26 protein-coding genes and 1 pseudogene are annotated in these 24,951 nt (G+C 52.9%); 18 read left to right on the forward strand and 9 right to left on the reverse strand.

Features of this window, described 5'->3' with window-relative positions; translation table 11 throughout:
- Nucleotides 1-73 precede the first annotated feature (73 nt).
- Genes O2N63_RS16680 through O2N63_RS16695 form a run of 4 tightly spaced genes read right to left on the reverse strand, consistent with a single transcriptional unit; the run spans nt 74 to nt 4,034 of the window.
- Nucleotides 74-1,108, reverse strand: coding sequence for a TRAP transporter substrate-binding protein (locus O2N63_RS16680; protein WP_271055440.1), 1,035 nt, complete (start codon nt 1,106-1,108; stop codon nt 74-76).
- 49 nt (nt 1,109-1,157) lie between these two features.
- Nucleotides 1,158-2,660, reverse strand: coding sequence for a TRAP transporter large permease (locus tag O2N63_RS16685; protein WP_271055441.1), 1,503 nt, complete (start codon nt 2,658-2,660; stop codon nt 1,158-1,160).
- The gene (locus O2N63_RS16690; RefSeq protein WP_271055442.1) at nt 2,660-3,256 is read right to left on the reverse strand and encodes a TRAP transporter small permease subunit; all 597 of its coding nucleotides are present in this window, start codon (nt 3,254-3,256) and stop codon (nt 2,660-2,662) included. The genes O2N63_RS16685 and O2N63_RS16690 overlap by 1 nt, the downstream gene beginning before the upstream one ends.
- Complete coding sequence (locus tag O2N63_RS16695; protein WP_271055476.1) at nt 3,249-4,034, reverse strand: N-formylglutamate amidohydrolase; 786 nt, start codon at nt 4,032-4,034, stop codon at nt 3,249-3,251. The genes O2N63_RS16690 and O2N63_RS16695 overlap by 8 nt, the downstream gene beginning before the upstream one ends.
- Before the next feature lie 163 nt (nt 4,035-4,197).
- Here O2N63_RS16695 and O2N63_RS16700 point away from each other — a divergent pair, with 163 nt between their 5' ends.
- Entirely contained in the window at nt 4,198-5,070 is an 873-nt protein-coding gene (locus O2N63_RS16700; RefSeq protein ID WP_271055443.1) for a MurR/RpiR family transcriptional regulator, read from the forward strand.
- A gap of 172 nt (nt 5,071-5,242) precedes the next feature.
- Here the strand turns inward: O2N63_RS16700 and O2N63_RS16705 are convergent.
- A pseudogene (locus O2N63_RS16705) lies at nt 5,243-5,483 on the reverse strand (IS6 family transposase); the annotation flags it as partial.
- A gap of 171 nt (nt 5,484-5,654) precedes the next feature.
- Between O2N63_RS16705 and O2N63_RS16710 the strand changes: the two are divergent.
- Nucleotides 5,655-6,614: a quinone oxidoreductase family protein gene (locus tag O2N63_RS16710; RefSeq protein WP_271055444.1), complete on the forward strand. Its 960-nt coding sequence runs from the start codon at nt 5,655-5,657 to the stop codon at nt 6,612-6,614.
- On the opposite strand, the gene O2N63_RS16715 is transcribed toward O2N63_RS16710, so the two are convergent.
- A complete protein-coding gene (locus O2N63_RS16715) occupies nt 6,607-7,125 on the reverse strand; it encodes a hypothetical protein (protein WP_271055445.1) in 519 nt (172 codons plus the stop codon). The two genes, O2N63_RS16710 and O2N63_RS16715, sit on opposite strands and share 8 nt — an antisense overlap.
- Before the next feature lie 362 nt (nt 7,126-7,487).
- Here O2N63_RS16715 and O2N63_RS16720 point away from each other — a divergent pair, with 362 nt between their 5' ends.
- The 10 genes from O2N63_RS16720 to O2N63_RS16765 are packed head-to-tail and all read left to right on the forward strand — an operon-like array spanning nt 7,488 to nt 16,707.
- Entirely contained in the window at nt 7,488-8,510 is a 1,023-nt protein-coding gene (locus O2N63_RS16720; RefSeq protein WP_271055446.1) for a glycosyltransferase family 2 protein, read from the forward strand.
- A 43-nt stretch (nt 8,511-8,553) separates the two neighbouring features.
- Nucleotides 8,554-9,333 carry a glucose-1-phosphate cytidylyltransferase gene (gene rfbF, locus O2N63_RS16725; RefSeq protein WP_271055447.1) on the forward strand — a complete coding sequence of 260 codons (780 nt, stop codon included), beginning with the start codon at nt 8,554-8,556 and terminating at the stop codon, nt 9,331-9,333.
- Complete coding sequence (gene rfbG / locus O2N63_RS16730) at nt 9,333-10,400, forward strand: CDP-glucose 4,6-dehydratase (RefSeq protein WP_271055448.1); 1,068 nt, start codon at nt 9,333-9,335, stop codon at nt 10,398-10,400. Before rfbF ends, rfbG begins: the two co-directional genes overlap by 1 nt.
- The gene (locus tag O2N63_RS16735; RefSeq protein WP_271055449.1) at nt 10,390-11,631 is read left to right on the forward strand and encodes a class I SAM-dependent methyltransferase; all 1,242 of its coding nucleotides are present in this window, start codon (nt 10,390-10,392) and stop codon (nt 11,629-11,631) included. Before rfbG ends, O2N63_RS16735 begins: the two co-directional genes overlap by 11 nt.
- A complete protein-coding gene (locus O2N63_RS16740) occupies nt 11,631-12,173 on the forward strand; it encodes a dTDP-4-dehydrorhamnose 3,5-epimerase family protein (RefSeq protein WP_271055450.1) in 543 nt (180 codons plus the stop codon). The genes O2N63_RS16735 and O2N63_RS16740 overlap by 1 nt, the downstream gene beginning before the upstream one ends.
- 17 nt (nt 12,174-12,190) lie before the next feature.
- Nucleotides 12,191-13,069, forward strand: a complete 879-nt coding sequence (locus tag O2N63_RS16745; RefSeq protein WP_271055477.1) for an NAD-dependent epimerase/dehydratase family protein — start codon at nt 12,191-12,193, stop codon at nt 13,067-13,069.
- A 41-nt stretch (nt 13,070-13,110) separates the two neighbouring features.
- Nucleotides 13,111-13,857: a cephalosporin hydroxylase family protein gene (locus O2N63_RS16750; RefSeq protein ID WP_271055451.1), complete on the forward strand. Its 747-nt coding sequence runs from the start codon at nt 13,111-13,113 to the stop codon at nt 13,855-13,857.
- Complete coding sequence (locus O2N63_RS16755; protein WP_271055452.1) at nt 13,832-14,671, forward strand: glycosyltransferase family 2 protein; 840 nt, start codon at nt 13,832-13,834, stop codon at nt 14,669-14,671. Before O2N63_RS16750 ends, O2N63_RS16755 begins: the two co-directional genes overlap by 26 nt.
- Nucleotides 14,671-15,036: a GtrA family protein gene (locus tag O2N63_RS16760; protein ID WP_271055453.1), complete on the forward strand. Its 366-nt coding sequence runs from the start codon at nt 14,671-14,673 to the stop codon at nt 15,034-15,036. Before O2N63_RS16755 ends, O2N63_RS16760 begins: the two co-directional genes overlap by 1 nt.
- Entirely contained in the window at nt 15,037-16,707 is a 1,671-nt protein-coding gene (locus O2N63_RS16765) for an ArnT family glycosyltransferase (RefSeq protein WP_271055454.1), read from the forward strand.
- A gap of 378 nt (nt 16,708-17,085) precedes the next feature.
- Here the strand turns inward: O2N63_RS16765 and O2N63_RS16770 are convergent, their stop codons facing one another.
- The 3 genes from O2N63_RS16770 to O2N63_RS16780 all read right to left on the reverse strand — a co-directional run bounded on the left by O2N63_RS16770 (nt 17,086) and on the right by O2N63_RS16780 (nt 18,776).
- Nucleotides 17,086-17,331, reverse strand: coding sequence for a DapH/DapD/GlmU-related protein (locus tag O2N63_RS16770; RefSeq protein ID WP_333780741.1), 246 nt, complete (start codon nt 17,329-17,331; stop codon nt 17,086-17,088).
- Nucleotides 17,332-17,532: 201 nt separating this feature from the next.
- The gene (locus O2N63_RS16775; protein WP_271055455.1) at nt 17,533-17,700 is read right to left on the reverse strand and encodes a hypothetical protein; all 168 of its coding nucleotides are present in this window, start codon (nt 17,698-17,700) and stop codon (nt 17,533-17,535) included.
- 281 nt (nt 17,701-17,981) lie between these two features.
- Nucleotides 17,982-18,776, reverse strand: a complete 795-nt coding sequence (locus O2N63_RS16780; RefSeq protein ID WP_271055456.1) for a helix-turn-helix transcriptional regulator — start codon at nt 18,774-18,776, stop codon at nt 17,982-17,984.
- A 120-nt stretch (nt 18,777-18,896) separates the two neighbouring features.
- Between O2N63_RS16780 and O2N63_RS16785 the strand changes: the two genes are divergently transcribed.
- Genes O2N63_RS16785 through O2N63_RS16810 form a run of 6 tightly spaced genes read left to right on the forward strand, consistent with a single transcriptional unit; the run spans nt 18,897 to nt 24,515 of the window.
- A complete protein-coding gene (locus tag O2N63_RS16785; RefSeq protein WP_271055457.1) occupies nt 18,897-20,018 on the forward strand; it encodes an ABC transporter ATP-binding protein in 1,122 nt (373 codons plus the stop codon).
- Nucleotides 20,019-20,048: 30 nt separating this feature from the next.
- Entirely contained in the window at nt 20,049-21,206 is a 1,158-nt protein-coding gene (locus tag O2N63_RS16790) for an ABC transporter substrate-binding protein (RefSeq protein WP_271055458.1), read from the forward strand.
- 21 nt (nt 21,207-21,227) lie between these two features.
- Nucleotides 21,228-22,079, forward strand: coding sequence for an ABC transporter permease (locus O2N63_RS16795; RefSeq protein ID WP_271055459.1), 852 nt, complete (start codon nt 21,228-21,230; stop codon nt 22,077-22,079).
- A 9-nt stretch (nt 22,080-22,088) separates the two neighbouring features.
- Nucleotides 22,089-22,907, forward strand: coding sequence for an ABC transporter permease (locus tag O2N63_RS16800; protein WP_271055460.1), 819 nt, complete (start codon nt 22,089-22,091; stop codon nt 22,905-22,907).
- Nucleotides 22,904-23,701 (forward strand): SDR family NAD(P)-dependent oxidoreductase, encoded by a 798-nt coding sequence (locus O2N63_RS16805; protein WP_271055461.1) that lies wholly within the window; start codon nt 22,904-22,906, stop codon nt 23,699-23,701. The genes O2N63_RS16800 and O2N63_RS16805 overlap by 4 nt, the downstream gene beginning before the upstream one ends.
- A 22-nt stretch (nt 23,702-23,723) precedes the next feature.
- Nucleotides 23,724-24,515 carry an SDR family NAD(P)-dependent oxidoreductase gene (locus O2N63_RS16810; RefSeq protein WP_271055462.1) on the forward strand — a complete coding sequence of 264 codons (792 nt, stop codon included), beginning with the start codon at nt 23,724-23,726 and terminating at the stop codon, nt 24,513-24,515.
- Nucleotides 24,516-24,951 lie beyond the last annotated feature (436 nt).

The following is a 24,951-nucleotide window of genomic DNA, read 5'->3' on the forward strand; positions in this document are numbered from 1 at the left end:
CAGAATACCGGACATATTGCCCATCCTTTGTCAGTGATGGCCCCGGCGCATTCACGCCAGGGCCTTTTTTCTTTTAACCGTAGCGATAGGGCCGACCGGCCTTCTGCATGTCAGCATTGTAGCGCTTGAAAATCTCGACCACTTTGGCCTTGGTTGGGCTTTCGGCGGCGATCTCATCCCAGAATTTCACAGCGGCATTTTCGACCTGAGTCCATTCTGCGTCCGGAATTGAGGTGAGCTGCATCTTGGTGCCGTTCACACGCAGGCTGGCTTCACCGCCCCAATACCACCACTGGCGGTAATAATGCGACTGATCGCAGCAGACACGGAACAGGGTTTGCAGGTCTTCCGGAAGCTCGTTCCAGCGATCCATGTTGGCAAAGAAGCTACCTGCCCAAGCGCCCGAGATGTTGTTGGTCAGGAAGTAGTTGGTCACATCGGCCCAGCCCACAGTGTAGTCTTCGGTGATCCCGGACCACGCAACGCCGTCCAGTTCGCCGGTTTGAACGGCAACTTCAATGTCTTCCCATGGAAGAGTCACAGGAACAACGCCGAATTGCGCGAGGAAACGACCCGCGGTCGGGAAGGTAAAGACCCGCTTACCTTTCAGGTCTTCCAAGCTGTGGATTGGGTCTTTGGTGGCAAAATGGCACGGATCCCATGCGCCCGCCGAGATGTGTTTGACGCCAACCTTGGAATATTCCTCATCCCAGATCTCACCTAGGCCGTACTGATTGAACAACACCGGCACGTCCAGAGAATAGCGCGAACCGAATGGGAAGTAGCCTCCGAACACGGTCACTTCGGTTGGTGAGGCCATCGAGTCATCATCCGACTGCACGGCATCAATCGTGCCGCGCTGCATGGCGCGGAACAGCTCACCAGTCGGGACCAGTTGGTCGGCATAAAAGAGCTCGATCTGCATCCGGTCGCCAGCAATCTTGTTGAACATTTTGATGGCCGGATCGATCACATGTTCCGCCAGAGCAGCCCCTGCATAGGTTTGCATGCGCCACTTAATTGTGGATTGCGCGATGGCAGGAGTTGCCAGAGGAGCCGCAAGAGCACCAGCACCAGCGGTGGTTAAAAACTTACGTCTTGTTGTCATTTTCACTCTCCTTGTTTTTCAGTTGGCCCCTGCATCAGGGCTCTTTTGGTTATTTTCCATAGACATATTCCGGCAGCCAAAGGGCGATTTGCGGGAAGATCATGATCAGGCTCAGGGCCAGCACCATCACCAGTGCGAAGGGGATGATCGAGACATAGATGTCCTTGAGACCAATCTCTGGCGGAGCCATGGCCCGCATCAGAAAGAGGTTGTAGCCGAACGGCGGCGTCATATAGGCGATTTGGGTGGTGATTGTGTAAAGCACCCCATACCAAATGAGATCAAAGCCCAGCGCACCCACCAGCGGCACATAAAGTGGGGCGACGATAACCAGCATCGCGGTGTCATCAAGGAAGGTGCCCATGACGATGAAGCTCAGCTGCATCAGAATGAGGATCATCCAGGGGCTGAGGGCCAGACGTTCGGTGAACAGGTTTTCGATTGCCTTGACCGCGCCCAACCCGTCGAAAATCGCTCCAAAAGCGAGGGCGGCAAGGATGATCCACATGAACATGCAGGAAATGCCAAGGGTTGAGCGCACCGAGGTTTCAAACACCTCCTTGTTCATCCGCCCCTTGAGCACGGCTGCAAAAAACGCGGTCATCGCACCTATGGCTGAACTTTCCACAAGCGAGGTCCAACCGTTCACGAAAGGCAGCATCATCGCAGCAAAAATCGCCAGCGGCAGCACACCGGAGAACAGCAGGCGGTATTTCTCTTTCATATAAAGATCTTTGTGGAACCCCGTCAGGTTCCGGGTCAGGAATGACAGGGCACCCAGACCAATGGCCAGCCCCAGCGCGGACTTTGCCTCCATCAAACCAGTGAAGATCAGAAGCGGCGTCAACACTAGTGTGCCAATTACGATGTAATTCAGACGCAGCGGGTGGTCGGTGACGCGCTCATATTCGGCAAGATCTTCGGGTCCCATTGCCGGGCCGAGATGGGGTTGAAGGCGTGCACGCAGATAGATGTAGATGATGAACATCGTGGCCATCATCAAGCCGGGGATCACGCCAGCAAGCCACAATTGCCCAACCGGCTGGCGGGCGATCATCGCATAAAGCACCAGCACCACCGAGGGCGGCACCAGAATGCCAAGGCTGGACCCCGCTTGAATGGTCCCGGTGACGAGGATCTTGTCATACCCCCGGCGCAACAGTTCAGGCAGGGCGATTGTGGCGCCGATCGCCATACCGGCCACTGACAGCCCGTTCATGGCGGAAATCAGCACCATCAGACCAACCGTACCAATTGCCAGTCCGCCTTTCACGGGTCCCATCCAGACGTGGAACATCCGGTAAAGATCATCAGCGATCTTGGATTCCGACAACACATACCCCATGAAGATGAACATCGGCAGGGTTAGAAGCGGATACCATTTCATCAGCTTCATCGCCGCCGAAAATGGGATCTCGACTCCACCTGTGCCCCAGAGAAACAGCCCGGCGATGGCGCCGACAAAGCCAATCGCGCCAAACACCCGCTGTCCCGTCATGAGCATGACCATCATGCCCGCGAACATCACGGTAGCGATCATTTCATATGACATTATAGCTCAACCCCACGCAGGTGCCCGATATCACGGAACAGTTCAGCAAGACATTGCAGCAGCATTAGGAAGACACCGAAGCAGAGGATGAATTTGACGGGCCACAGATAAGGACGCCACGCAGTGGAACTGCGCTCCAGATATCCCATCTCCTCACCCGCAGCGGCTGGGCCTTCGGTCAGAAGCGTGGTGAACAAATCCCAGAAAAACTGAAACGGCTCGAGCCCGAAATAGCCCAAGCTATAGGCTGTGGAACTGATCGCGCCGTAAAGCAGGATCACCAGATAGGTAATAAGAAAGAACACGGTAAAAGCATCCACCATCGCTTTGGTCCGTGTTGACCAACTGCTGTAGAACAGGTCCATCCTTACATTCGATTGCATCTGAATCGAATACGGCCCACCCAGCACGTAATAGGCCACCATGACGAATTGCGCGGTTTCCAGCGTCCAGAGCGACGGATTAAAAAATGTCTTGGAAACCGAGGACCAGAGCAGCACTCCAATCAATGCAAAAACCAAATACATCGCAATGCGGCCGATAAAGCGGTTCATCGCATCAATTCCGCGTACATATGCCAAAATGGCCTTAGGCATCGCCACCTCCCTTGAGTTCAAGCGTTGCCAGAGCCGGGCGGAGCAATGTCAGCATTTCCTCTGCCATGGCCTCTTCATCGGCTGCGGTCTTCAACAGGTCATTGCGGATTTCGAGCATCACGTTTGGCAGCCTTCTAGACACTCCGTGCAATTTCAGGGAATGCGTCACGCCATCATCGGGACCATAGGGTTCATTGCGTTCAATGCGCCTGTGGGAGAGGGTGGACGTGTGTGCAAGCATTGCGTCTGCCAGATCGCTATCATCATCATGAAGAATGCCGATCTCGACCGCCCGGTGTTGACCGTGAAAGACCGGGCTAAAACTATGCATTGTGACCAGGATTGTTTTCAATCCTGCCTTGTTTCGCTCTTCGATCACTTCGGTAACCGCAGTACAAAAAGGAAAGTAAATCGCATCCGCACGATTTTTTCGCTCTTCCGGGCTGAGACCCCTGTTCCCCGGGACCTCGATCCGTTCCGATTTCTCCGGCATGGCTGAAGGTGATTCGGGTGGACGATTGCAGTCATAGACCAACCGTGAAACCCGACTGGCAACCATTGGCGCGTCCAACGCTTTGGACAGGAGCAACGAAACAGCGCGAGCACCTGGATCCCATACCGCATGGCTCAGGCGATCTTCGTCACGTAGCCCCAGATCCTTATATTGTTGGGGAATATGGCTTGATGCATGTTCACAAAGCAGCAGGACATCCCCTGCCCCTTTGCGGTTCAGCACCTCCACCACATTGTCAATTGTCTGAGATATGCCTGCTGGCATGAACAGACCTCCCCCAAGCTCCAGCCATTTCTGTAAAAATCTTTTCATGAAGAGATTTTTGTGTCAATAATTTATCACGTTTATATTCCAACAAACCCGGCACCGCTTTTCTTTTCAGGCCAAACTGCCTAAGACAAAGCCATGTTGACCCGTGGAGGAGCATTTGACGAAGCCACCAGCCACCGTCCGCGACCTGATCCGCGAGCGCTATCCGGCGCTGACGCAATCAGAGCGGAAATTCGCAAATCTGCTGCTGGAAAATTATCCGGCGGCCGGTCTGGCTTCGATCACCATCGTGGCGGAGAACGCCAAAGTCTCGACCCCGACTGTTGCGCGCATGGTGCAGAAACTTGGCTTCAAAGGATATCCGCAGTTTCACCGGGCATTGTTGACAGAACTGGAGGCCAAAGTCTCCGGCCCAACCAAGCGCCGCGATAACTGGGCCAGTGAAGCGCCGGAAGGGCATATGCTGCATCGGTTCTCACTCGCGGTGACCGAAAACCTGCAGCAGACTTTTTCAAATCTTGACCCGGTGCTGTTTGATACTGCGGTGCATCAGCTCGCCCACACGGAAGGGCGACTTTACGTTGTTGGGGGGCGTATTACACGCGCTCTGGCTGACTATGCGTTTACCCATTTTCAGGCGATCCGGCAGCGTGTCACGCATATGACTTCCTCCTCAGCGACCTGGCCGCATTATGTGCTGGATATGGTTGAAGGGGACACGCTGTTGATGTTTGACGTCCGCCGTTATGAAACCAACCTGCAACGCCTAGCCGAACTGGCACATGAGCGGGGGATAAAGATCATTCTGATTACAGATCAATGGGCAAGCCCAATTGCCTCAGTTGCCGACCACACGTTCAACTGTTGGGTTGAAATTCCTTCTGCTTGGGATTCTAACATCTCAACAATGATGCTTTTGGAAGCAATGATCGCCGCTACGCAGGAAGAAAGCTGGGACAAAACCAAAGATCGATATGACCGACTGGATGAGCTCTTTGACATGACGAGGCTGTTTCGGAAGTTTTCATGAATTTTTTTGATGTAGCTCGCCGTGCCTGAGGCACCAACTGGGGCAACAGCAAGCAGAGATCGCCCCTTCAGGCCTTAACATCTAGTCTTCATGGAAGTGGCTGTGCTGTCAGACCAATACCAACCAGTCTCAGCTAGACCAGCATCACGACCCTTTAAACCGCGCCAAGACCGCGCCACTGGTGGGAGCAGCGGTGCGGTTGAATGCGCGTCCTCCGGATTTCTGATGCGGTCAGCAGTCCAAATCCGTTCCTCCAAAACCAGATGGTTTCGTGCCTGGCATCGATCCCGCTTTCGCGCAGAAAATCCTGGGCATTCCGCAACGAGAGCGGAAAATCGGACGTACAGCATCGCCGCAAGGCGGATGATCTCGGGGCTGGTTTTGTAGTAGCGGAAAGGGGAAGGTTTGGACATGGTAGAACGCAAGTTCAGCACCCTGCCCGCCTCAAACTGGTTTCCTCTGACATGATCCGACACAATTGGTGTGAGATTTTTCTTTGCAGCTGACTGCGTACACAGTTTTATAAAGATGGAGTTTCTACTCGACACATAACTTTTTTGAGATTTGAAAATATGGATCGGAGAATGAAAGCAGTTGTTTATGATCGCTACGGTGGCCCGGAAGTACTTCAACTGTCAGATATCGACCTTCCTGAGCCCGCGAAGGGTCAAATTAGGGTAAGGGTGCTGGCCAGTGCCGTAAACCTGTCTGATTGGGAATATCTTGTTGGTTCACCCCTTTGGGTGCGCATGATCGGGGGTCTATTCAGTCCTAAAGTCCCTGTGTTGGGATCTGATATCGTTGGCTTAGTCGATAAATTAGGGGCTGGGGTTTCCGGATTTGAAATAGGCCAGCGCGTCATGGGGGACTATGTCATGACGCGGGGTGGATTTGCCGAGTATGCATGCGTACCTGCGAATGAAACTGTTGTTGTGCCTGATGCTCTTTCTGACGAAGTAGCCGCCTGCCTTCCGCAAGCAGGTGGTATCGCGGTGGCAGGAACAGCCGATTTGCAGCAAGGAGCCCGGTTTCTGATCAACGGCGCGGGCGGCGGTTCCGGAACTATGGCACTACAATTGGCCAAGGCTGCTGGGGCCTATGTGACAGCCGTAGATAATAAAAAGAAGGTTGCATGGCTTAAAACTCTGGGGGCAGACGAAGTTATCGATTACCACAAGTTCAACTTCACTGAGGTCGGCCGGGAATGGGATAAAATTCTCGATATGGTCGCAACCCGTGGACCAGCTGAAATTTCCAGGGTGCTCGCTGAAGGAGGCGACTATATGGCTTTGGGCGGCGGCGTGCCAACCTTGCTTGCCCTCGTGCTAGGGGGAAGGTTCTGTTCGCGAAACCACTCTATAGGAATGCTATTGGTTCCATCCGGGCGGGCTCTTACCAAAAGCGTCGCCCAATTGGCGGTGGAGGGTAAAATCGCCCCCCATTTGGAAGAAGTGCTTCCTCTTTCTTCAGTCCCAGAAGCGCTGTTGCGCACAGGTCAAGGTGATGTACTGGGCAAGATCGTTATTAAACACAGGCTCACATAGCGCAAACACGTGCACTGTCAGACCATTTCCAACCAGTCATAGCTAGAACAGCATGACCTTCCCCACAGCACTCATCCAAGAGTCCCCTCTGCACCTGCTGTGAGGCTTCCTGGATGCGCTTCATGACAGCCGTTCCGTCTCGCTCAACATTCAGCGATTTGGCATTAAAGCTCTCGGGGGCCTCATGCGGCATCAAGGCGGCATAGAGTGCGGCCAACTGCTCAGGGTGCTCCAGCTCCTGTCTCAGCCGACTAACCAGCTCCTGAAAGGCTTCACTCTCAGGTCCTGCTGCATGCCCGTCATGATCCTTTTCCACGACATAAAAACGACGATCACCCGGTTCGATCCAAGTCGGTAGATGGTTGGTCGTAAAGAGGAAACACGAACACTGCTCAATCCGTTCCTCCTCACGCCCCTTGATCTCCGCGAGGGCACCAACAACTATAAAAACGGCAGTGGACTGGAACTCCAATTGCAACTGATCGCTTGTCTCGAAAAATGGCTTCAGCAATGTACAATTCAAGTCTCTGAAAAGTCGTTCATAGACAAGGGAAAGATCAAAAGTGGTTGGTGGAAATGTCCGACGCCATGAACTCGACATATATGCTTCACGACCAGAGACGCCCCTGAAACTTACTAAAAACAACGGTCTGCATGAGCCGAGAACTATGCCCCGCTAGTTTTGCAATCTGCCCGCCTCAGGTCGATTTATTCTGATATTGCCAATCAGATCGAACGCTGGTTCCGCACCTCCGTCGATGCTGTAAAATCACTTTGTCCGCACACGACTTATGGATCCAGAGTTGCATTTGATACCTTTTTTGGCGAAAACTAGAGTTAAGAAGTTATCAAACAATAAGTATTCGAGCAATTATGCAAAATACCCACCAGACAGTTGTGGATTTCAGCTTTGTGATTCCGGTCTACAACGAAGAGGATGTTCTGCCGCTTCTATTCGAGCGGATGGATGCCATTTTGCACCAGTTGAACGGTCCGGGTGAAGTCATTCTGGTCAATGATGGCAGCACTGATCTTTCTTATGAGATATTAAATGGCAAGTGCGCTGATCCTCGATATCGTCTGGTCGATCTCTCCAGAAACTTCGGGCATCAGATCGCAATCACAGCCGGGATTGAGACAGCAAGAGGCAAGGCGATAGTGATTTTGGATGCCGATTTACAGGATCCTCCAGAGGTCGCCCTTGAAATGATCGCCAAGTGGCGTGAGGGGTTTGATGTTGTCGCTGCCCAGCGCGAAACTCGTAAGGGCGAGACATGGTTTAAACGTGCCTCGGCCAATCTGTATTATCGTCTGCTGGCCAAAATGTCTCCGGTCGATTTGCCACGGGATGTCGGTGATTTTCGGCTGATTGATCGAAAAGTTGCCGATGCGTTGAAGGCTATGCCCGAACAGGATCGGTATTTTCGCGGTATGGTCAGTTGGGTTGGCTTTCGCCAAACCCAAATTCTATACGAGCGACAAGAAAGAGCTGCCGGAGAGACAAAGTATAAACTTTCAGCCATGTTCAGACTGGCGGCCAATGGTATCCTCGGATTTTCGGACATCCCACTGCGTATCGCGTTGTGGTTCGGACTGACGGTGTCACTGGTGTCCTTCACGGCGACGATATTTGTCTTTCTGGGGTGGTTCTTTGGTGGATACGTTGTTGCAGGTTGGACGTCGACCGTGCTGCTCCTGTCATTTCTCAGCGGTGTCCAACTGCTAACACTTGGTGTGGTCGGCCTTTATGTCGGGCGCATTTACAACGAAGCCAAGGCACGACCGCTATACTTGGTTAACAACAGTCCTCGGATCGAAACGATCGAAGACGTACAACCTGTTCCGCCTGAGCTTCGCCCTGCACGAGCCGAGAAGGAAAACCAATCAGACGTCTAACTCTCATCATTCGGCGAATGCCAATACAATTGAGGCAGAAATCATGCAAGTTGCTATACTCTGTGGGGGATTGGGAACCCGCATTCGGGAAGAAACCGAACTGAAGCCCAAACCGATGATCGAGATTGGAAGAAGACCAATCCTGTGGCACATCATGCAGTACTACAGCAGTTTCGGTCACAACGACTTTGTTTTGTGCACCGGTTACAAAAGCGATGTGATCAAGCAGTATTTCCTGAATTACCGAAACTTTAGCCAGGATATCGAGATTGATCTCAGGGCAGATACCGTTTCCAACCTGGAACAGACCGAAGTGCTACCCCCCTGGAAGATCCGTATTCAGAATACGGGTATTCATACCCAGACCGGTTCCCGGTTAAAACAGGCCATGCAACATGTCGACGATGACCTGTTCCTTGCCACCTATGGAGACGGGGTCGCGAATATCGATATCAGTGCCGTCGTTGCACACCATAAGCAATCCGGAAAACTGGCCACAGTTACTGCGGTTCGCCCCTCTTCCCGCTTCGGAGAACTGGCAATCGAAGGCAACACGGTGACATCTTTCAGCGAGAAGCCCCAGACTGGACAAGGCTGGATCAACGGTGGTTTTTTCGTCTTTCATCGCTCGGTGTTTGAGAGATTGCCGGAAAACCAAAATGACATCGAGCTGGAAAAAAACGTCTTAGAAGAACTGTCCGAGCAAGGGGAATTGAGCGTGTATCGGCACGACGGCTTCTGGCAATGCATGGATACTTCTCGTGAGATGGAGTTGCTGGAAACCTATTGGGAAAACGGCAATGCGCCGTGGAAACGGTGGTGATGAGCAGATCTTGGTGGACAGATCGGCGAGTTTTTGTGACCGGGCACACCGGTTTCATGGGGGGGTGGCTGTGCAGCTATCTCCTGGCCCATGGTGCGCGCGTCAGCGGTTTTGCCCTCGCGCCGCCGACAACGCCCTCGTTTTTTGAGGCTGTTGACTTGGGTTCCAGACTAGAAAGCTCCACCATTGGGGACATACGTGACCTTGGACTTTTGCAACAGGCGATGGCCTCTGCAAACCCTGAAGTCGTTTTTCACCTGGCAGCGCAACCCTTGGTCCGGACAGCCTATGCCGAGCCGGTCGGCACGTTCAGCACCAATGTCATGGGAACCGTGAATGCCATGGAAGCCGCGCGCGACTTGGCCGATCTTAGTGCCCTGTTGATCGTCACAACGGATAAAGTCTATCAGAACCGGCAATGGCACTGGCCCTATCGTGAGAACGACCCTCTTGGTGGCAAGGAACCCTATAGTGCCAGCAAAACGGCCAGTGAAGCGGTTATTTCAGCCTATCATCACAGCTATTTCCCTCGTACAGGCGTTGCCGCTCTGCGGGTGGGCAATATCATCGGAGGAGGGGATTGGGCCGCGGACCGTCTTGTGCCTGATGCCGTCCGCGGGTTTGTGAAGGATCAGCCACTGGTGTTACGAAACCCTCGGGCCACTCGACCGTGGCAGCATGTTCTGGATCCCCTGCATGGTTATCTGAAACTGGCGCAGGCTCTGCACGACGATCATGAAGCTTTCAGCGGTGGGTGGAATTTCGGTCCTGCCCAAAGGGATTGCCAGCCGGTAGAAACAATGGCTCGCACCCTGTCAAATGCCTGGGGCGACGGAGCGAAAATCGAAATCCAGGAAAGCAGCGAGATTTTTGAGGAAAAGCTCTTGTCACTTGACAGCGCAAAAGCGCAGGCCGAATTGGGATGGCAACCCCGTTGGAACTTGCAAGACGCAATTGGTCATACCGCCCATTGGTATCACGCTTACTACAACGGGCAGGATATGTGGGAATTGACGCAAAGCCAGATTGGCATTCTTGACCAAAGCGGGGGGCGTCATGCCGGATAAGTGTCGGAATTGCCAATCCCCTCTGGTGCACGATGTGGTCGATCTTGGGTTAAGCCCTGTATCAAACCACTTTCGGGAGTTGGGAGATGCCGTCAATGTTGGTCAGACTTTTTATCCACTTGTGGCCCGTGTCTGTACGTCCTGCTGGCTGGTCCAACTTACAGACGTGGAAACACCCCCCCATTTTGACGAGGACTACGCCTATTTCTCTTCTTTCTCAAAGTCGTGGCTGGAGCATGCAAAATCTTATGCCTCTCAAATGACAGAAGACTTGTCGCTCGGTTCGAACTCTCTGGTGGTGGAACTGGCCAGCAACGACGGCTATTTGCTGCAGTATTTTAAAAACGCAGGGGTGCCTGTGCTTGGGGTCGAGCCGTCGGCCAATGTTGCACAATATGCCAAGGATAATCACGGCATCGATTGCATCACGGATTTTTTTGGTCGCGGCGTTGCTGACGAGATCGTTCGCCGGGGGCAGAAGGCCGATCTGGTGGTTGCCAATAATGTGCTTGCCCATGTCCCGGACATCAACGATTTCATCGCCGGAGTTGCCAAGATCCTGACGGTCCATGGCACGGCAACATTCGAATTTCCCCACTTGATGCGTATGCTCACCGAAGGCCAGTTCGACACCATCTATCACGAGCACTTTTTCTACCTGTCACTGCTTGCCGTCGAAAAAATCTTCGCGACCCACGGCCTGTCTGTGCATGGGGTCGAGGAGTTGCCAACACATGGCGGATCCTTACGGGTCTATGCCAGCCATACCTCCAGTGGTGTGCATGATAAGGATCTCGCGAGAACGCGGGACAAGATTCGAACCGAGGAAGCGGCCTTCGGGGTGGATCGCGTGGAAAGCTATGCCCAGTTCTCTCAACTGCCTGCCAAATGCAAAAGTGATCTTCTCGCATTTTTCATCGACGCGCGGAAGCAGGGCAAAACCGTCTGCGGCTATGGTGCTCCTGCCAAGGGCAACACACTTTTGAATTATTGCGGGATTGGGCCGGAATTCCTGCCTTTCACTTCTGACATGAGTCCGCAAAAACAGAGCAAGCTGCTACCGGGTTTGAATATTCCGGTCCATGCGCCTGAGGTGATCGACAAGGAAAAGCCCGACTATATCCTTATTCTCCCCTGGAACCTACGTGAAGAGATTGCCGGACAACTTGCCCATACGCGAGAATGGGGCGCGCAATTCGTTGTCGCCATTCCCGAGCTTGAGGTCTTTTGATGCAGTTTGTGGCCACTCCGATCACGGGAGCAGTTGAGATCCGCCCCACCCCCAATCAAGATTCTCGTGGATTTTTCGCGCGCAGTTATTGTGCCCGTGAATTCGCTGAGAACGGCCTGAGCCTGCCAGACAAACAGATGGCCATTTCTCACAACTTGACGCGCGCGACCCTGCGGGGGATGCACTATATTCCCGAAACGCAAGGTGAGGCAAAGCTGGTGCGTTGCATCCATGGGCATGTGTTTGACGTCATCGTAGATATGCGACCAAACTCTCCCAGTTTCATGATGTGGTATGGCATAGAGCTCAGCGCCGAAAATTTGCTGTCGCTATATATCCCACGCGGCGTGGCACATGGGTTCATTACACTGAGCGACAACGCAGACCTGTTCTATCAGTTTGATGCGTTCCACAAACCCGGTGTTGAAACTGGATTGCGCTGGGATGACCCGGACATCGCCATCTGCTGGCCGATCGCGCCGCAGACCATCTCCGAACGCGATCTGGCCCTGCCATTCTTACGTGACATGGACGTAAAGTGATGGATCGACCCAGACTCATGATCACAGGTGCGCGGGGCTTTGTTGGTTCGCGGGTGCTACCGCATCTGCTCGGGGAGTTCGAGGTTCATGCGGTCTCACGGGAAAGCCATGTGGACGACAAGATTCATTGGCATTCAGCAGACCTCACCGACTCGGAGAGCTGCGCCCGATTGATCGCCAAAACTAAACCCGCCTATCTGGTGCATTGCGCCTGGGAAACACAGCATGGCGCTTTCTGGGAAGCTGAGACAAACCGGCAGTGGTATGAGGCAGGAAAGGTGTTGTTTCAAACCTTTCAGTCGGCCGGGGGACAACGCATTGTCGCCCTTGGAAGCTGTGCCGAATACACGGGGTCCGATCAGCCTTTGACTGAGATTGAAGATCAAGACACGCCAGCCACCCTTTATGGACAGAGCAAACTCTCACTTTTAAACGACCTGCAATCGCTTCCCGTTTCCTTTTCTTGGGCACGCATATTCCACCTTTTCGGGCCGCACGAGAATCCATACCGCTTTGTCCCTTCATTGTGCAGGGCTCTGTTGAGCGAAACACCTGCGGAATGTTCCTCTGGGAGGCAGGTAAGGGATCTTTCAGACGTCAGGGATGTCGCATTATCCATAGCAATGTTGGTGAAATCTCCAATTGAAGGCGCGATTAATCTCGGGCATGGCTCATCTACCACCTTGGCGGATGTTGCGCTGGAATTGGGTCGGATTGCAGAACGCCCCGACCTGATCCGGGTTGGAGCGCTTCCCGACAGGCCGGGCGAACCGCGTGTCCTTATCCCTGATCTTACCCGGCAGTTCCAAGAGTTGAACGCTCCCACCGCGCGCGCCCTTCAGGACAGTTTGCAATCGACATTCGAGTGGTGGCGTAGACATAAAGACGAACGATAGTCCTGAATAAGGAACACAAGATTTTTAAATGCGAGGTACAGATGGCAGACCAGGAATTTGAAAACGAGCGGCGGGAAGACATTGCCAGAATGGCGGCAGATGAAGGTTTCTCTGCTAAGACGCTGGATTGGCTGGCGCAAGCTCAGGAACGGCGATATTCCTATCAGTTCGATTGGATGGGATTGCCCATTATTCAATATCCGCAGGATATTGTCGCAATGCAGGAGTTGGTCTGGTCGCTTAAACCAGATCTGATTATCGAGACCGGGATTGCTCGCGGCGGGTCGGTCATTTTTTATGCATCTCTTTTGGAATTGAATGCGATGTGCGGAGGGCCGGGTGACGCCATAGTTGTTGCCGTTGACATCGACATTCGTGCTCAAAACCGACAGGCGATCGAGGCTCATCCAATGGCGCACCGTCTGGATCTGATAGAAGGATCAAGCATAGATCCTGACGTAATTTCACAAATTCGGGAAAAGGTTGCTGGTCGCAGGTCGGTTTTGGTTTGTCTGGATTCGAACCACACTCATGACCATGTGCTGGAAGAACTGCGAGCCTATGGCCCACTTGTGACGCATAATAGCTATGTCGTCGTCTTTGACACACTGATCGAAACCCTGCCAGACACTGCGATCGGTGACAGGCCCTGGGGGCCGGGCGACAACCCGATGACTGCTGTGCATAGCTATCTTCAAGAGGATGACCATTTCGAGATTGATCACGCGCGGCACACTAAGTTGCAGATCACGGTCGCCCGCAATGGCTATCTCAAACGGGTGGGGTAGAGATTTGGCGCAGTTCACGGTTCTCATTCCGGTCTATAACGGTGCAGAATTCGTTGGCGAGGCACTGACCTCGGTGGCGGAGCAAACCTTAGAGGACGTGCGCGTTGTGGTGAGCAACAATGCCTCGACCGACAATACGGCCGAGATCCTGTCGAGCTGGGAACCACGCCTGAACATGCGGATCATCACGCAATCAGAAACCCTTCCGATGCAGGACCATTTCAACGCCCTGCTGAACGAAATCGAGACCGAGTTCTACATGCTATTGTGCCATGATGATTATCTGGCTGATCCGAGAACGCTGGAACTGGCGCAGGAGGCGCTGACGGAGAACCCCGAGGTTGCAGCGGCCTATTGCAATTTAGTCTATGTCAACCCGGCCCGTCGCAAACTAGCGACCCGGATCTTTAAACGAGGCCACCTGTTTGATGCCGACAAGGCAGGGCTTGCGACGATCACGACAGCACGCAACATGTTCGGCATACCAATCGGCATTCGTCGGTCAAGCCTGGGGGAATTGCGCTACGATCCGCAGTTTCACTATGCAATGGATGTCGATCTGTCTTGGGCCTTGTCACGCCATCAACAAGCCATTCACATTCCCCAAGTGTTGATTGCAAACCGGTATAGCAACGCTAACACCACTTGGAAGCTGTTGTCTCAAGCACTGGATGAGACACGTAATCTTGCACAAAAATATAATGTGCCCCTAGGGCGGATGGGTGATCTACGACTTTGCATGGTGAATTTCATGGTGAACCAGAAAAAAAGGCTTTTTGGCTTATACCAGAGGGTGAAGTCATGGGGCGATTGATGGTGGCGCCGCTGATGATCCGCTTTGTTCTGGTGGGGTTGGCGAACACTGCCTTCAGCTATGGTATCTATGCGTTAGGTCTTTATCTTGGCTTACCCTATTATCTGGCAAGCTTTGTAGCGCTGATTTTTGGGATATGTGTCAGCTTTTTAAGCCAGGGAAAACTCGTTTTCAGATCACGGCTTCGCGGTCGGTTCTGTTCGTTTCTGACGGTCTGGGCGCTGCTTTATCTTTTTAATATCAGCCTTATAAAACTTTTTGGAATGTTGGGGGCAAATGACTATTTGGCAGGGCTAATAGCGCTTGTCCCGGTCGTAGCCTTGTCATTCCTGCTTCAGAGATATGTTGTGTTCAAGAGCGATTAAATGACTAAAACTCCTTCCTCCATCGCTCAAAACGGCTTCCTGCGCAGCCTACTGATCGCCTCGGTTGTGATCATTGCGCTCATGCGGTTGATCATGGTGTTTCGGTTTGAAGTCAATTGGGACGAGTTTCTGAACCTCTCAATGATTTACGATCATCAGCGCGGCGACCTTCGTGAGCTCTTGCAAACCGGTTTCATCCACCTTTTCAGATGGCTACCCTATGTGTCTGAGAACGAAGTTGATCAGATCATTGCCGCCCGATTGATGATGTTTTTCGTGGTGACCATGACCACCTGGTTCATCTTTGACACCACCCGTCGTCTGGCATCAGTCAACGCTGCGCTTTTTGCGGTTTTGGCTTATTGGTCATTCAGCTTCACTCTTCGTCACGGTCTGTCACTGCGAACCGATCCGCTAGCCCTATGCTGCCTGATGGGTGCGATGTGGTTGACGGTGAGCGCCGTGCAGTTTCCGAAACGTATCGTTCTGGCAGGTGTGCTGATCGGCTTGGCCGGTTTTTTCACGATCAAGGCCATCTTCTATTTACCTTGCTTATTGATGCTTGCCGCTGTTCAGCTCATCTCTCAAAGATCTCTGCGATACTTTCTGGTCGCAGCAACAGTCGCAGCTATCACGTCATTGGCTGTCTTTGGCGGTCTGATCTGGTTGCACAGTCTGACATTTGTCGACTATGCCTCGCCCCTCAACTTTATTGAACGCACCACAGATGTCACCCTTTCTGGCGAAAAATTTGGAATCTTTAAACATTATTCCACCCGTGCTTTTGTAGAAAATCTGGTTTGGATTATCCCTTTGTCCGCGGGCGTCATCACTGCCCTCCATCAGCTGAGCCAATCTTCACATCGTGTGCTTGGGTTTACAACGCTTGCCCTTGCTCTGCCCTTGGCGACACCGCTCATTTACAATCAGTTTTACCCCTATTTCTTTCCATTTGTGCTGGCATCGGCTGCCGTGGTTTCGGGGAATGGGTTTGCGCATATTTCCCGTACAACTCGACCAGTCATTATATCTGCCTTAGTTTTACTCACCCTCTTGACAGGCGCGCTGTCTTTCATTCGATCAATGCATCAGACACTAGATCGACAACTCCTAACACTCACCGTCATCCATGAAACATTTGCGCCCGGCGCGCCATACATTGACGCACGAACAATGGTGTCGTCTTTCCCAAAACACGGCCCCTTCATGAGCACCTGGGGCATGACGGATTACCGCGCGAAAAACGAGCCTATAATGCAGGATATCGTCAACCAGCATAGCCCACGATTTGTTTTGAAAAGTGGCTGGCAGCTTGATCTTGAAGGCCTCACACCAGAGCAATCACAGAACAAACCAATAGGATTACTCGGCGAAGATCTGGCAACACTACGGGAAAATTATCTTCCGTTTTGGGGACCAATCTATATCCCCGGCAAAACACTGCACCCCTCCTCGCGCAGCGTCTCTATTATTGTTGATGGCACCTACCGCGTGAACGGAGGATCTGTAAGGTTCAATGGCACGAACATAGTTAACTATGGTGAAACCGTGGATTTACTCGCGGGACATCATGAGATTGAAATTCTGAGTGGACACTCGGTTTCTTTGATACAAGATCTTCCTGTTCCGGCAAAATCTCCGCCATCCGCACCGCTATTCGGTCGGTTTTGAGTGTACTGTCAGACCATTTCTAACCAGTCATAGCTAGAACAGCATGACCTTCCCCACCAGCACACATACGCCACTTTGAGACCCCATCTGGGGCACCGATGTCCAGAGATCGCCTTAGCATTCCTTAGTTTAAAGTCTTTATGAAAGCTGGCTGGGGTGGTAGGATTCCCACCCACACTTCCAAATGCTATCTAAGTGTCTGATTTCAAAGAAATATGATCAGATACCCTATCCGGATGTGATGCAGTGTTGCCGCATAGTCCGAAGCGCGGAGCAAACATAATTTATGCTTCAGGTTTGAAACTAAGGACGAAGAGCGGACATTCGCTGCGATCCGCACAGATGACCGATATGCGGGACTAAGCCGTCGTTTGTACATCAGCAAATACAAGCGCACGAATGGCGGCTTGGCGAATATGCTGGCGCAGGTGGCGGAAACAGTCCCTGCCGGAGCCACCACGTTTTCCGACCGGTCGGTCGTGCCGGGTTGCCCACCACGATCTGCCCGTCATCTTCGTCCTTTGTGACGACACTGCCCGCACCAATGACCGCGCCCTGGCCGATTATTACACCTGCCTGAATGATTGCGGCACCGCCGATCCATACTTGTCTTCCGATAAACAGGGCCGCGCAATCTTCAGCACTTCAAAGCATCGCTTGACGGAACCCTGATGGTGTTCGGCGCAGTAGATCTGTACACTAAGACCCAGTGCGCATTGGTCGCTGATCGTCACTGCAGCAGTATCCAGAATAGTGCAGCCGGCGTTCAGGAAGACTCTGACTCCCATCTTAATGTTGATACCGTATGCGCAGTGAAAAGGTGCTTCAAATAATTGCACTCTTTTCTGCATTGTTGAGCTTACTGAGTTTCGGCCCGATTGCGCCCCGGGCCTTCGGAGGCAGGGTATAGTGTTCATGGACTGCTGACCACGCGGCGATACGAAGCGCTTCGAGTTCGTCATCAATGCAGGTGTACCAATCATCCGCCTGCATTTTCTGTCGCTCCGTACTCATATATCCCGAAGCTCCGTGCTCCACCCCGCTGATCACCGTACATCGCAAATATTTGGTTTTTATTAAGTCTGTGGTCACAGGCTACAGGCTACAGGCTACAGGCTACAGGCTACAGGCGAAAACAGACGTTGACCGCCCCCAAAACAAGTGCCTAGTTCGGGCTTTCACCGGCAATTCTTTGCGTTTCGCCGATGGCAGGAATGACCAGTTAGCATGCCGAGAGTTCCAAAGCTGTGCATCCAAACCCCTCAGCAATTTCCTTAGGGGCTACCCCCTGAAACCAGTGTATCGATAAATTTGGAAAACAGCTCTCCTTGGGATCTGATTTGAAGTTTCGAATACACATTCCTTCTATGGATGCGCACTGTTCCGGGCGAGATCTCAAGGATGCGCCCTACTGCATCTGCAGAGTGCCCTTTGAGAGTAAATTCCACGACCTCTCTCTCTCTCGGGGTAAGAACGCCTTCTCCAAAACTGGTAAAAGCAAGCTCGACGCTGTGGTGCAAGCTATCATCCGATGGGTTGTTCGCGTCTACACCGAATTGAACTGCGAGGTCGGACCAGTGGTGTTGGCAGGCGGCTTGCACCACAGGCCAGTATTCGCCAAGTTGACGAAATTCCTTCGCAGAAAACGCCTTTTGAGCTCGCATAAGTGAAACCACGACGATTGCGTTACCGGGCATCTCAATGAAATAACCAATCTCTTCAGCGAGGCCGGTGCGGGCGTAATAGCTTCGAAAGTACTCGCCCTGAAAGAACCGATCCGGCGCGAGATCCTTGATCCTGTAAAGACCCGGAACGACCTGGTTTGCGCACGCCAGATAGAAAGGGTCGAGAAGATAGGGACCTTCTTGGTAATCCTCGACAAAAATCTTGCGTTTACCTCTTGGAAAGTCGTCGAACAAATCCAACGGACGGGTTGCCCCGAGGTATCCAAAAACCACTGTATAGTCGAACGGGGCGATCCCCGTCAGAGCGTTAGACAGGGCTTGCGCAAAACTCTCGGAACCGATCGCATCAATGAGCGTTCCGGTCGCTTCTATAAGTGTTTTCATGCAGTTTCCCCGCTACTCTGATTGTTATACTAAAAACGTGGTATATACAGTCAAATCAGTTTTTCTTACAGTTTTTCCTAAATGGATAGTATTCAACAAATCAGGAAAAGATAGAGCTTAATGGAAAACGGGGGATACGTCGGCGACTCCAGCCCAGCGAATAAAAAGGCTATTGCTGAGCTAAGAGGTGTTTCGAAAAGCTTCGGTGATGTACTGGCAGCCAGCGATTTGAACCTGTCGATCAGCGCGGGAGAATTTCTGTCATTCCTTGGCCCGTCAGGATGCGGAAAAACAACAGCTCTTCGAATGCTGGCTGGTTTTGAGACCCCTACCGAGGGCGAAGTTTTGCTGGATGGCGAAGTAGTAAACACCCTTGATGCGCATCACCGTCCGGTGAACATGGTTTTCCAACAATACGCGCTGTTCCCGCACATGACGGTGGCACAGAATATCGGGTATGGCTTGCGCCAACGTCGCCCGCGCCTGCCCAAAGCGCAAATTGCCGAAAAGGTCACCAAGGCACTTGAAATTGTCCGGCTCAGCGATTTTGAGGATCGGAAAATCTGGGAAATGTCGGGCGGTCAACAGCAACGGGTTGCCTTGGCCCGGGCGATCATCAATGAGCCCAAGTTGTTGTTGCTGGACGAGCCGATGGCGGCGCTGGACCGCAAGTTGCGCAAGGAGATGCAGATCGAGTTGCAGGATTTGCAGCGACAGCTGGGCATTACGTTCGTTCTGGTTACGCATGACCAGGAAGAGGCGCTGTCGATGAGCGACCGCATTTGCATCATGCGAGAGGGTAGGATTGTTCAGATTGGTAGCCCCCAGGAGCTCTATGATCGCCCAAATTCGCGATATGTCGCTGGTTTTGTCGGCACCTCCAATTTCTTCAGCGGCAACGTAACCGACCAAAACGGTGGGCTGGCCACTATTCTTCTGGACAACGGTATGAGCGTACAGGGAACCCCAGGTGTCGAATTGGCTGAGGGACAGGATGTTTGCATCAGCGTGCGCCCCGAACAGATGAAGCTTCATCGCCAGAGCGACGGGGTGAAGGTGGAAGTACACAACCGGATTTTTCTGGGAGAGCACACCGAATACCTGGTGAACCACGAGACGCTTGGCGACTTTCTGGTGCTGTCGCCAAGGCAGTCAGAATTGAATGAGGGGGGCTTTGAGGTGGGCGATCAGGCGCGGGTGTCCTGGGACGCCAGCGCGGCGCTCATTCTCAATCCAAACTAAAAAATACTGCAACCAAAGGGAGTAAACTCAATGACCAAAGACATCGACCACATCTCCAAGACGGAGTTCATGGAAAAGCTGGAAAGCTACCGGAAGGGCTCGATCACGCGTCGCCATTTTCTGAATGTCACTGGATTGGGCGCTGCGACCGCAGTTTTGGGGGCGACTGTTCCTGGTTTACGCCCCAGCCCAGCCTTTGCTGGTAATATTGGTGACCGAGTCGTTGTTGCAACTTGGCCGAATTATCACGATCCGGCAAACTTTGAGGCCTTTACCGAAGCGACCGGCGCGCATGTGCAGGTCAATGTATTCGGGTCAAACGAAGAAATGTTGGCGAAGTTGCAAGCTGGTGCGACTGGTTGGGATGTGTATGTGCCGACCAACTATACGATCGAAGATTACGTTAAAGAGGGTCTGATTGAACCTTTGGATACGTCCAAACTGCCAAACTATGACGCATCGGCATTTGATCCGCGCTATGCCGAAGCTGGATCCGTCGATGGAACATTGTATGCAGTGCCTAAAAACTGGGGTTCGACAGGCATGGCCGTGAACACCAAGCACAACGATGGCAAGCCGATTTCGTCCTGGAAAGAGTTCTTTGACATCACGATGGACAAATTCTCGGGCCGCACGATGGTGCATGACTATCAGTTGACCACAATCGGCAGCGCGCTGAATTACCATGGATATTCGTTCAACTCGGTCGACGAAAAAGAACTGGCGGATGCCGAAAAGCTGCTGATCGAGGTTAAACCACACTTGTTTGCAATCACGTCCGACTATCAGCCGTCGATGCGGAACGGGGATGCCTGGTTGACGATTTGCTGGTCTGGTGACGGCAAACAGCTCAACACAGACATACCTGAAATCCACTATGTACTGGGTAAAGAAGGTGGCGAGATCTGGAGCGACTATTTTGCCATCCCGAAAAGCTCGGAACGCAAGGAGGCAGGTTACGCTCTGATCAACTTCCTGCTGGATCCGCAGGTGAATGCCAAAGAGGTGCTCGCCCACGGTTACCCGACCGCCGATTCAAGAACCTTTGACCTGTTGCCTGACTCGTTGAAGAACGATCCGATTCTGTTCCCAGCTCAGGAACTTCTGGATCCGCTGGAATTTGGCGCTGCGGTCACGCTGACCGATCCGAACCGTGCCGAGTTGATGGCCCGCTTCAAGTCGGCCTGATCAGGTTTGGGGTAAAACAACATGACGCATCGTACACGTAATTGGTTGCTGTTGGCACCTGCCGGAACTTGGTTTCTGGTGATGCTGATCATTCCGCTAAGTGTTGTTTTCATCTTCAGCTTTGGAGAGCGGGCGCCGTCCGGTGGCGTTGTGCCCGCTTTCACCTTTGAGCAATATGCCAATCTTCCAGCCCGTTGGACCGCCTTCAAGAACACGATGACGCTGGCCCCGATAGGCACGTTGTTAGCGTTGTTGATCGCCTATCCGTTGGCCTACTTTCTTGCCGTAAAGGCGAATCCGAAGTGGAAAACGATCCTGCTTGTGCTGGTGATCGTTCCATTCTGGACCTCGATCCTCATCCGAAGCTACGCTTGGATCTTCCTGCTGGGCGGGCGCGGAATTCCCGCGCTGCTGGAATGGGTAGGACTCGAAGGCATTCGTCTGATCAACACGCCATTTGCCGTTCTGGTCGGCATCATTTACGGTTATTTGCCACTAATGGTATTCCCGATCTACGTCAGCCTCGACAAACTGGACAAACGCTTGCTCGAGGCGTCCTCCGATCTGGGGGCCAAACCATGGCGTACGTTCCTGCAAATCACGCTGCCTCTTTCAATTCCCGGTATCGCAACCGGCTGTATGCTCGTGTTCATCCTATTGATGGGGGAATACCTGATCCCGGCCTTGCTGGGAGGGGGCAAGGTCTTTTTCGTTGGCAACGCGCTGGTCGATTTGTTCCTGCAATCACGTAACTGGGCCTATGGCTCGGCGGTGGCGGTGGCCCTTGTGGCGGTCATGTTGATCACCGTCACATTCTACATGCGGCTAATCAGCCGCCTCGGCGCTAGCCGTGAAGATGTGTCGATCATGTGAGGTGACCCGATGAGAATCTATGCTATTTGCGTTTACCTCTTTTTGTATATCCCAATTGGTGTGATCGCGCTGTTCAGCTTCAACGCCGGGCGTCACGCAAGCCAGCTTCAGGGCTTCTCAACCAAATGGTACGGCAAGGCGCTGAACAATCCATTCGTGATGGACGCGTTGGAAACCAGCCTGATGGTGGCCTTTGCTTCGGCCTTGTTTGCAAGCGTTTTCGGAACTATGGCAGCCGTTGCCCTGCAAGGGATAAAAGGCCCGGTTCGCACTGCCTTTGATTTGCTGATCTATGTCGCTGTCATGATCCCCGGCATCGTGATCGGGATCGCGACCCTAATCGGGCTGGTCACGGTCTTTGACCAGTTAAACCCGTTAATTGCCTCAATCTGGCCGAACGGGTTCGAACCACCGAAGCTGCGCATGGGCATGGGATCGCTGATCGCCGCACATACGATGTTCCTGATGGCATTGGTGGTCATCATCGTGCGCGCCCGCCTCGCCGGGATGGACCGCGCTTTGACCGAAGCGTCTTCAGATCTTTACGCGACCCCAATGGGAACCTTCAGACAGGTGACCTTACCATTAATATTCCCGGCAATCCTCGCCGGGTTCCTGCTCAGTTTCACCTTCAGCTTTGACGACTTCATCATCGCGTTCTTTGTCGCCGGGTCCGAGACAACACTTCCGATCTATGTGTTTTCGTCGATCCGCCGCGGCGTCACTCCTGAAATCAACGCCATCGGCACCATGGTTATGGGGGTGTCTCTGCTTATGCTGATCACCGCTCAAATGCTGCTTCGACGCGGAGGCAAGAAAACAAAATGACCCATGCTGAAACCTCACGTTCTCTGTCAGATTTTCCTGTTCTGGAGGGCAAAGTTATTTTGGTGACGGGCGCGGGCTCGGGCATAGGACGCGCGGGTGCGATGGCAATGGCTCGCCATGGCGCACAGGTGGTAGTTACAGATATTGATGCCGACAAAGCGGCGCAGGTGGTGGAAGATCTGCGAGCCGAAGGTGTGACCGCGGTTTCGGCAGGACTAGACGTACTCGATGATAACGCTGTCAGCGCCCAGATTGACAAGGTTGTCAGAACCTACGGTCGCCTTGATGTGTTGCATTCCCACGCAGGTTACCAGATCGAAGGCAATCTGGAACAAGTCCCCATTGAAGGGATGGATATGTCTTGGCGACTGAATGTCAGGTCCCACTTCATCGCGGCACGGGCAACGGTCGGGCACATGCGCATCCAGGGCGGCGGCAGCATCATCATCACCTCGTCAAACTCAGGCGTGCAGTATGACCGCGAGATGATCGCCTATGCGACGACCAAACATGCCGTCGTGGCGATGACCCGCCAAATGGCCGCCGACTATGCTAAACACAATATTCGCATCAACGCCCTGTGCCCGGGCTTTATCGACACCCCATTCAACGCCGGATTCGAAATGCAGATGGGTGGGCGTGACAAGCTGGAAAGCTATGTCGCGCGTACCATTCCGATGGGTCGCTGGGGCACGACTGGTGAAATCGCCGATTCCATCCTGTTTCTTGCCTCTGACATGTCCACCTTCATGACCGGGCATGCGCTTGTCATTGATGGCGGTGAATGTATCTGAATTTCAGTTTGGAGAACGACAAATGCCCCAAAATTCCAAATCCCCAAATGGTCGTCTGGCAGGTAAAATTGCAGTGATAACCGGCGGTGCCACCGGTATGGGGCGGGCAACCGCACTGGCCTTTGCTGAGGAAGGTGCCAAGGTCAGTATCTTCGATATACAGGATGAAGAAGGGCAAAAAACGGTCGACATGATCCGTAGCGCTGGTGGCGAGGCGGCGTTTTTCCATGCAGATGTGACCAAGGACGCCGAGATCAACGCGGCCTTTGATGCCGCCGTGGAAACCTATGGGCCATATAATGTTCTGTTCAACCACGCTGGCACAATTATTGTGAAGTCCCTGCATGAAACCACCGAGGACGAGTATGACTGGCTGATGGATGTGAACGTGAAATCCGCGTTTCTAACATGTCGCCGTGCGGTTAAGGACATGAGCGCCACCGGCGGCGGTTCGATCGTTATTACCTCGTCGATTGCCGCAGAACTCGGGTACGCGCTGGAATCTGTCTATTGCATGTCCAAGGGGGCTGTTTTGCAATTGGCCCGTACAATCTCAACCGAATATCGCGACGCTGGAATCCGCTGTAATGCCGTTTGCCCGGGTTTCGTGGAAACCGCCCATGGGCTGAAGGAAATTGCCGAGCTGGATGCCGCTGGTCAAGAGTGGGAAGATTCAGGTATGGCGGCAACGCAGGGCCGGATTTGCTATCCCGAAGAAGTCGCCGCCGTTGTAGTTTTCCTGGCATCAGATGAAGCAAGCTTCGTCAACGGCAACGCGACCTATGTTGACAACGGGTGGTATGCCAAGGGCTAGCAAGACCGAATAGAACCGGCGTCAACTTCGATTCGTATCCTTAGGGCCTGCATTGAAGACTGGCCATTGTGATGTCGGGTGCTAGTCGGCCTGAACATCAGCAATGTCAGCTTTGCGTATTTTGTTCGTTCATACGTTGCGCAGCATATGTCACTGTGGGCTCGAAGCGGACTTGCGGCGATGCGGAAAATATAGGGTCAATTGAGCCATCGTCGCGGTCTCTCACGGCCCAAACCGGACTTTGGCGCTATGCGCGGCCAAGGACAGCATCGAGCCCCTATTGCCCGATGCTGCGCAATACCCGAATGCGTATGATGCGCACAAAGCCGACTTCGTAGATTACAGCGTCAGCCTTGTTGCTATGCACTGTGTTACGCACGTATTTTGCGAAAAACGTTTAAATCTACAATCGAAAGCCAAAATCGATCAACTGTGG

The organism is Aliiroseovarius salicola (assembly GCF_027891095.1).
In the GTDB taxonomy this organism is placed as follows: Bacteria; Pseudomonadota; Alphaproteobacteria; order Rhodobacterales; family Rhodobacteraceae; genus Aliiroseovarius; species Aliiroseovarius salicola.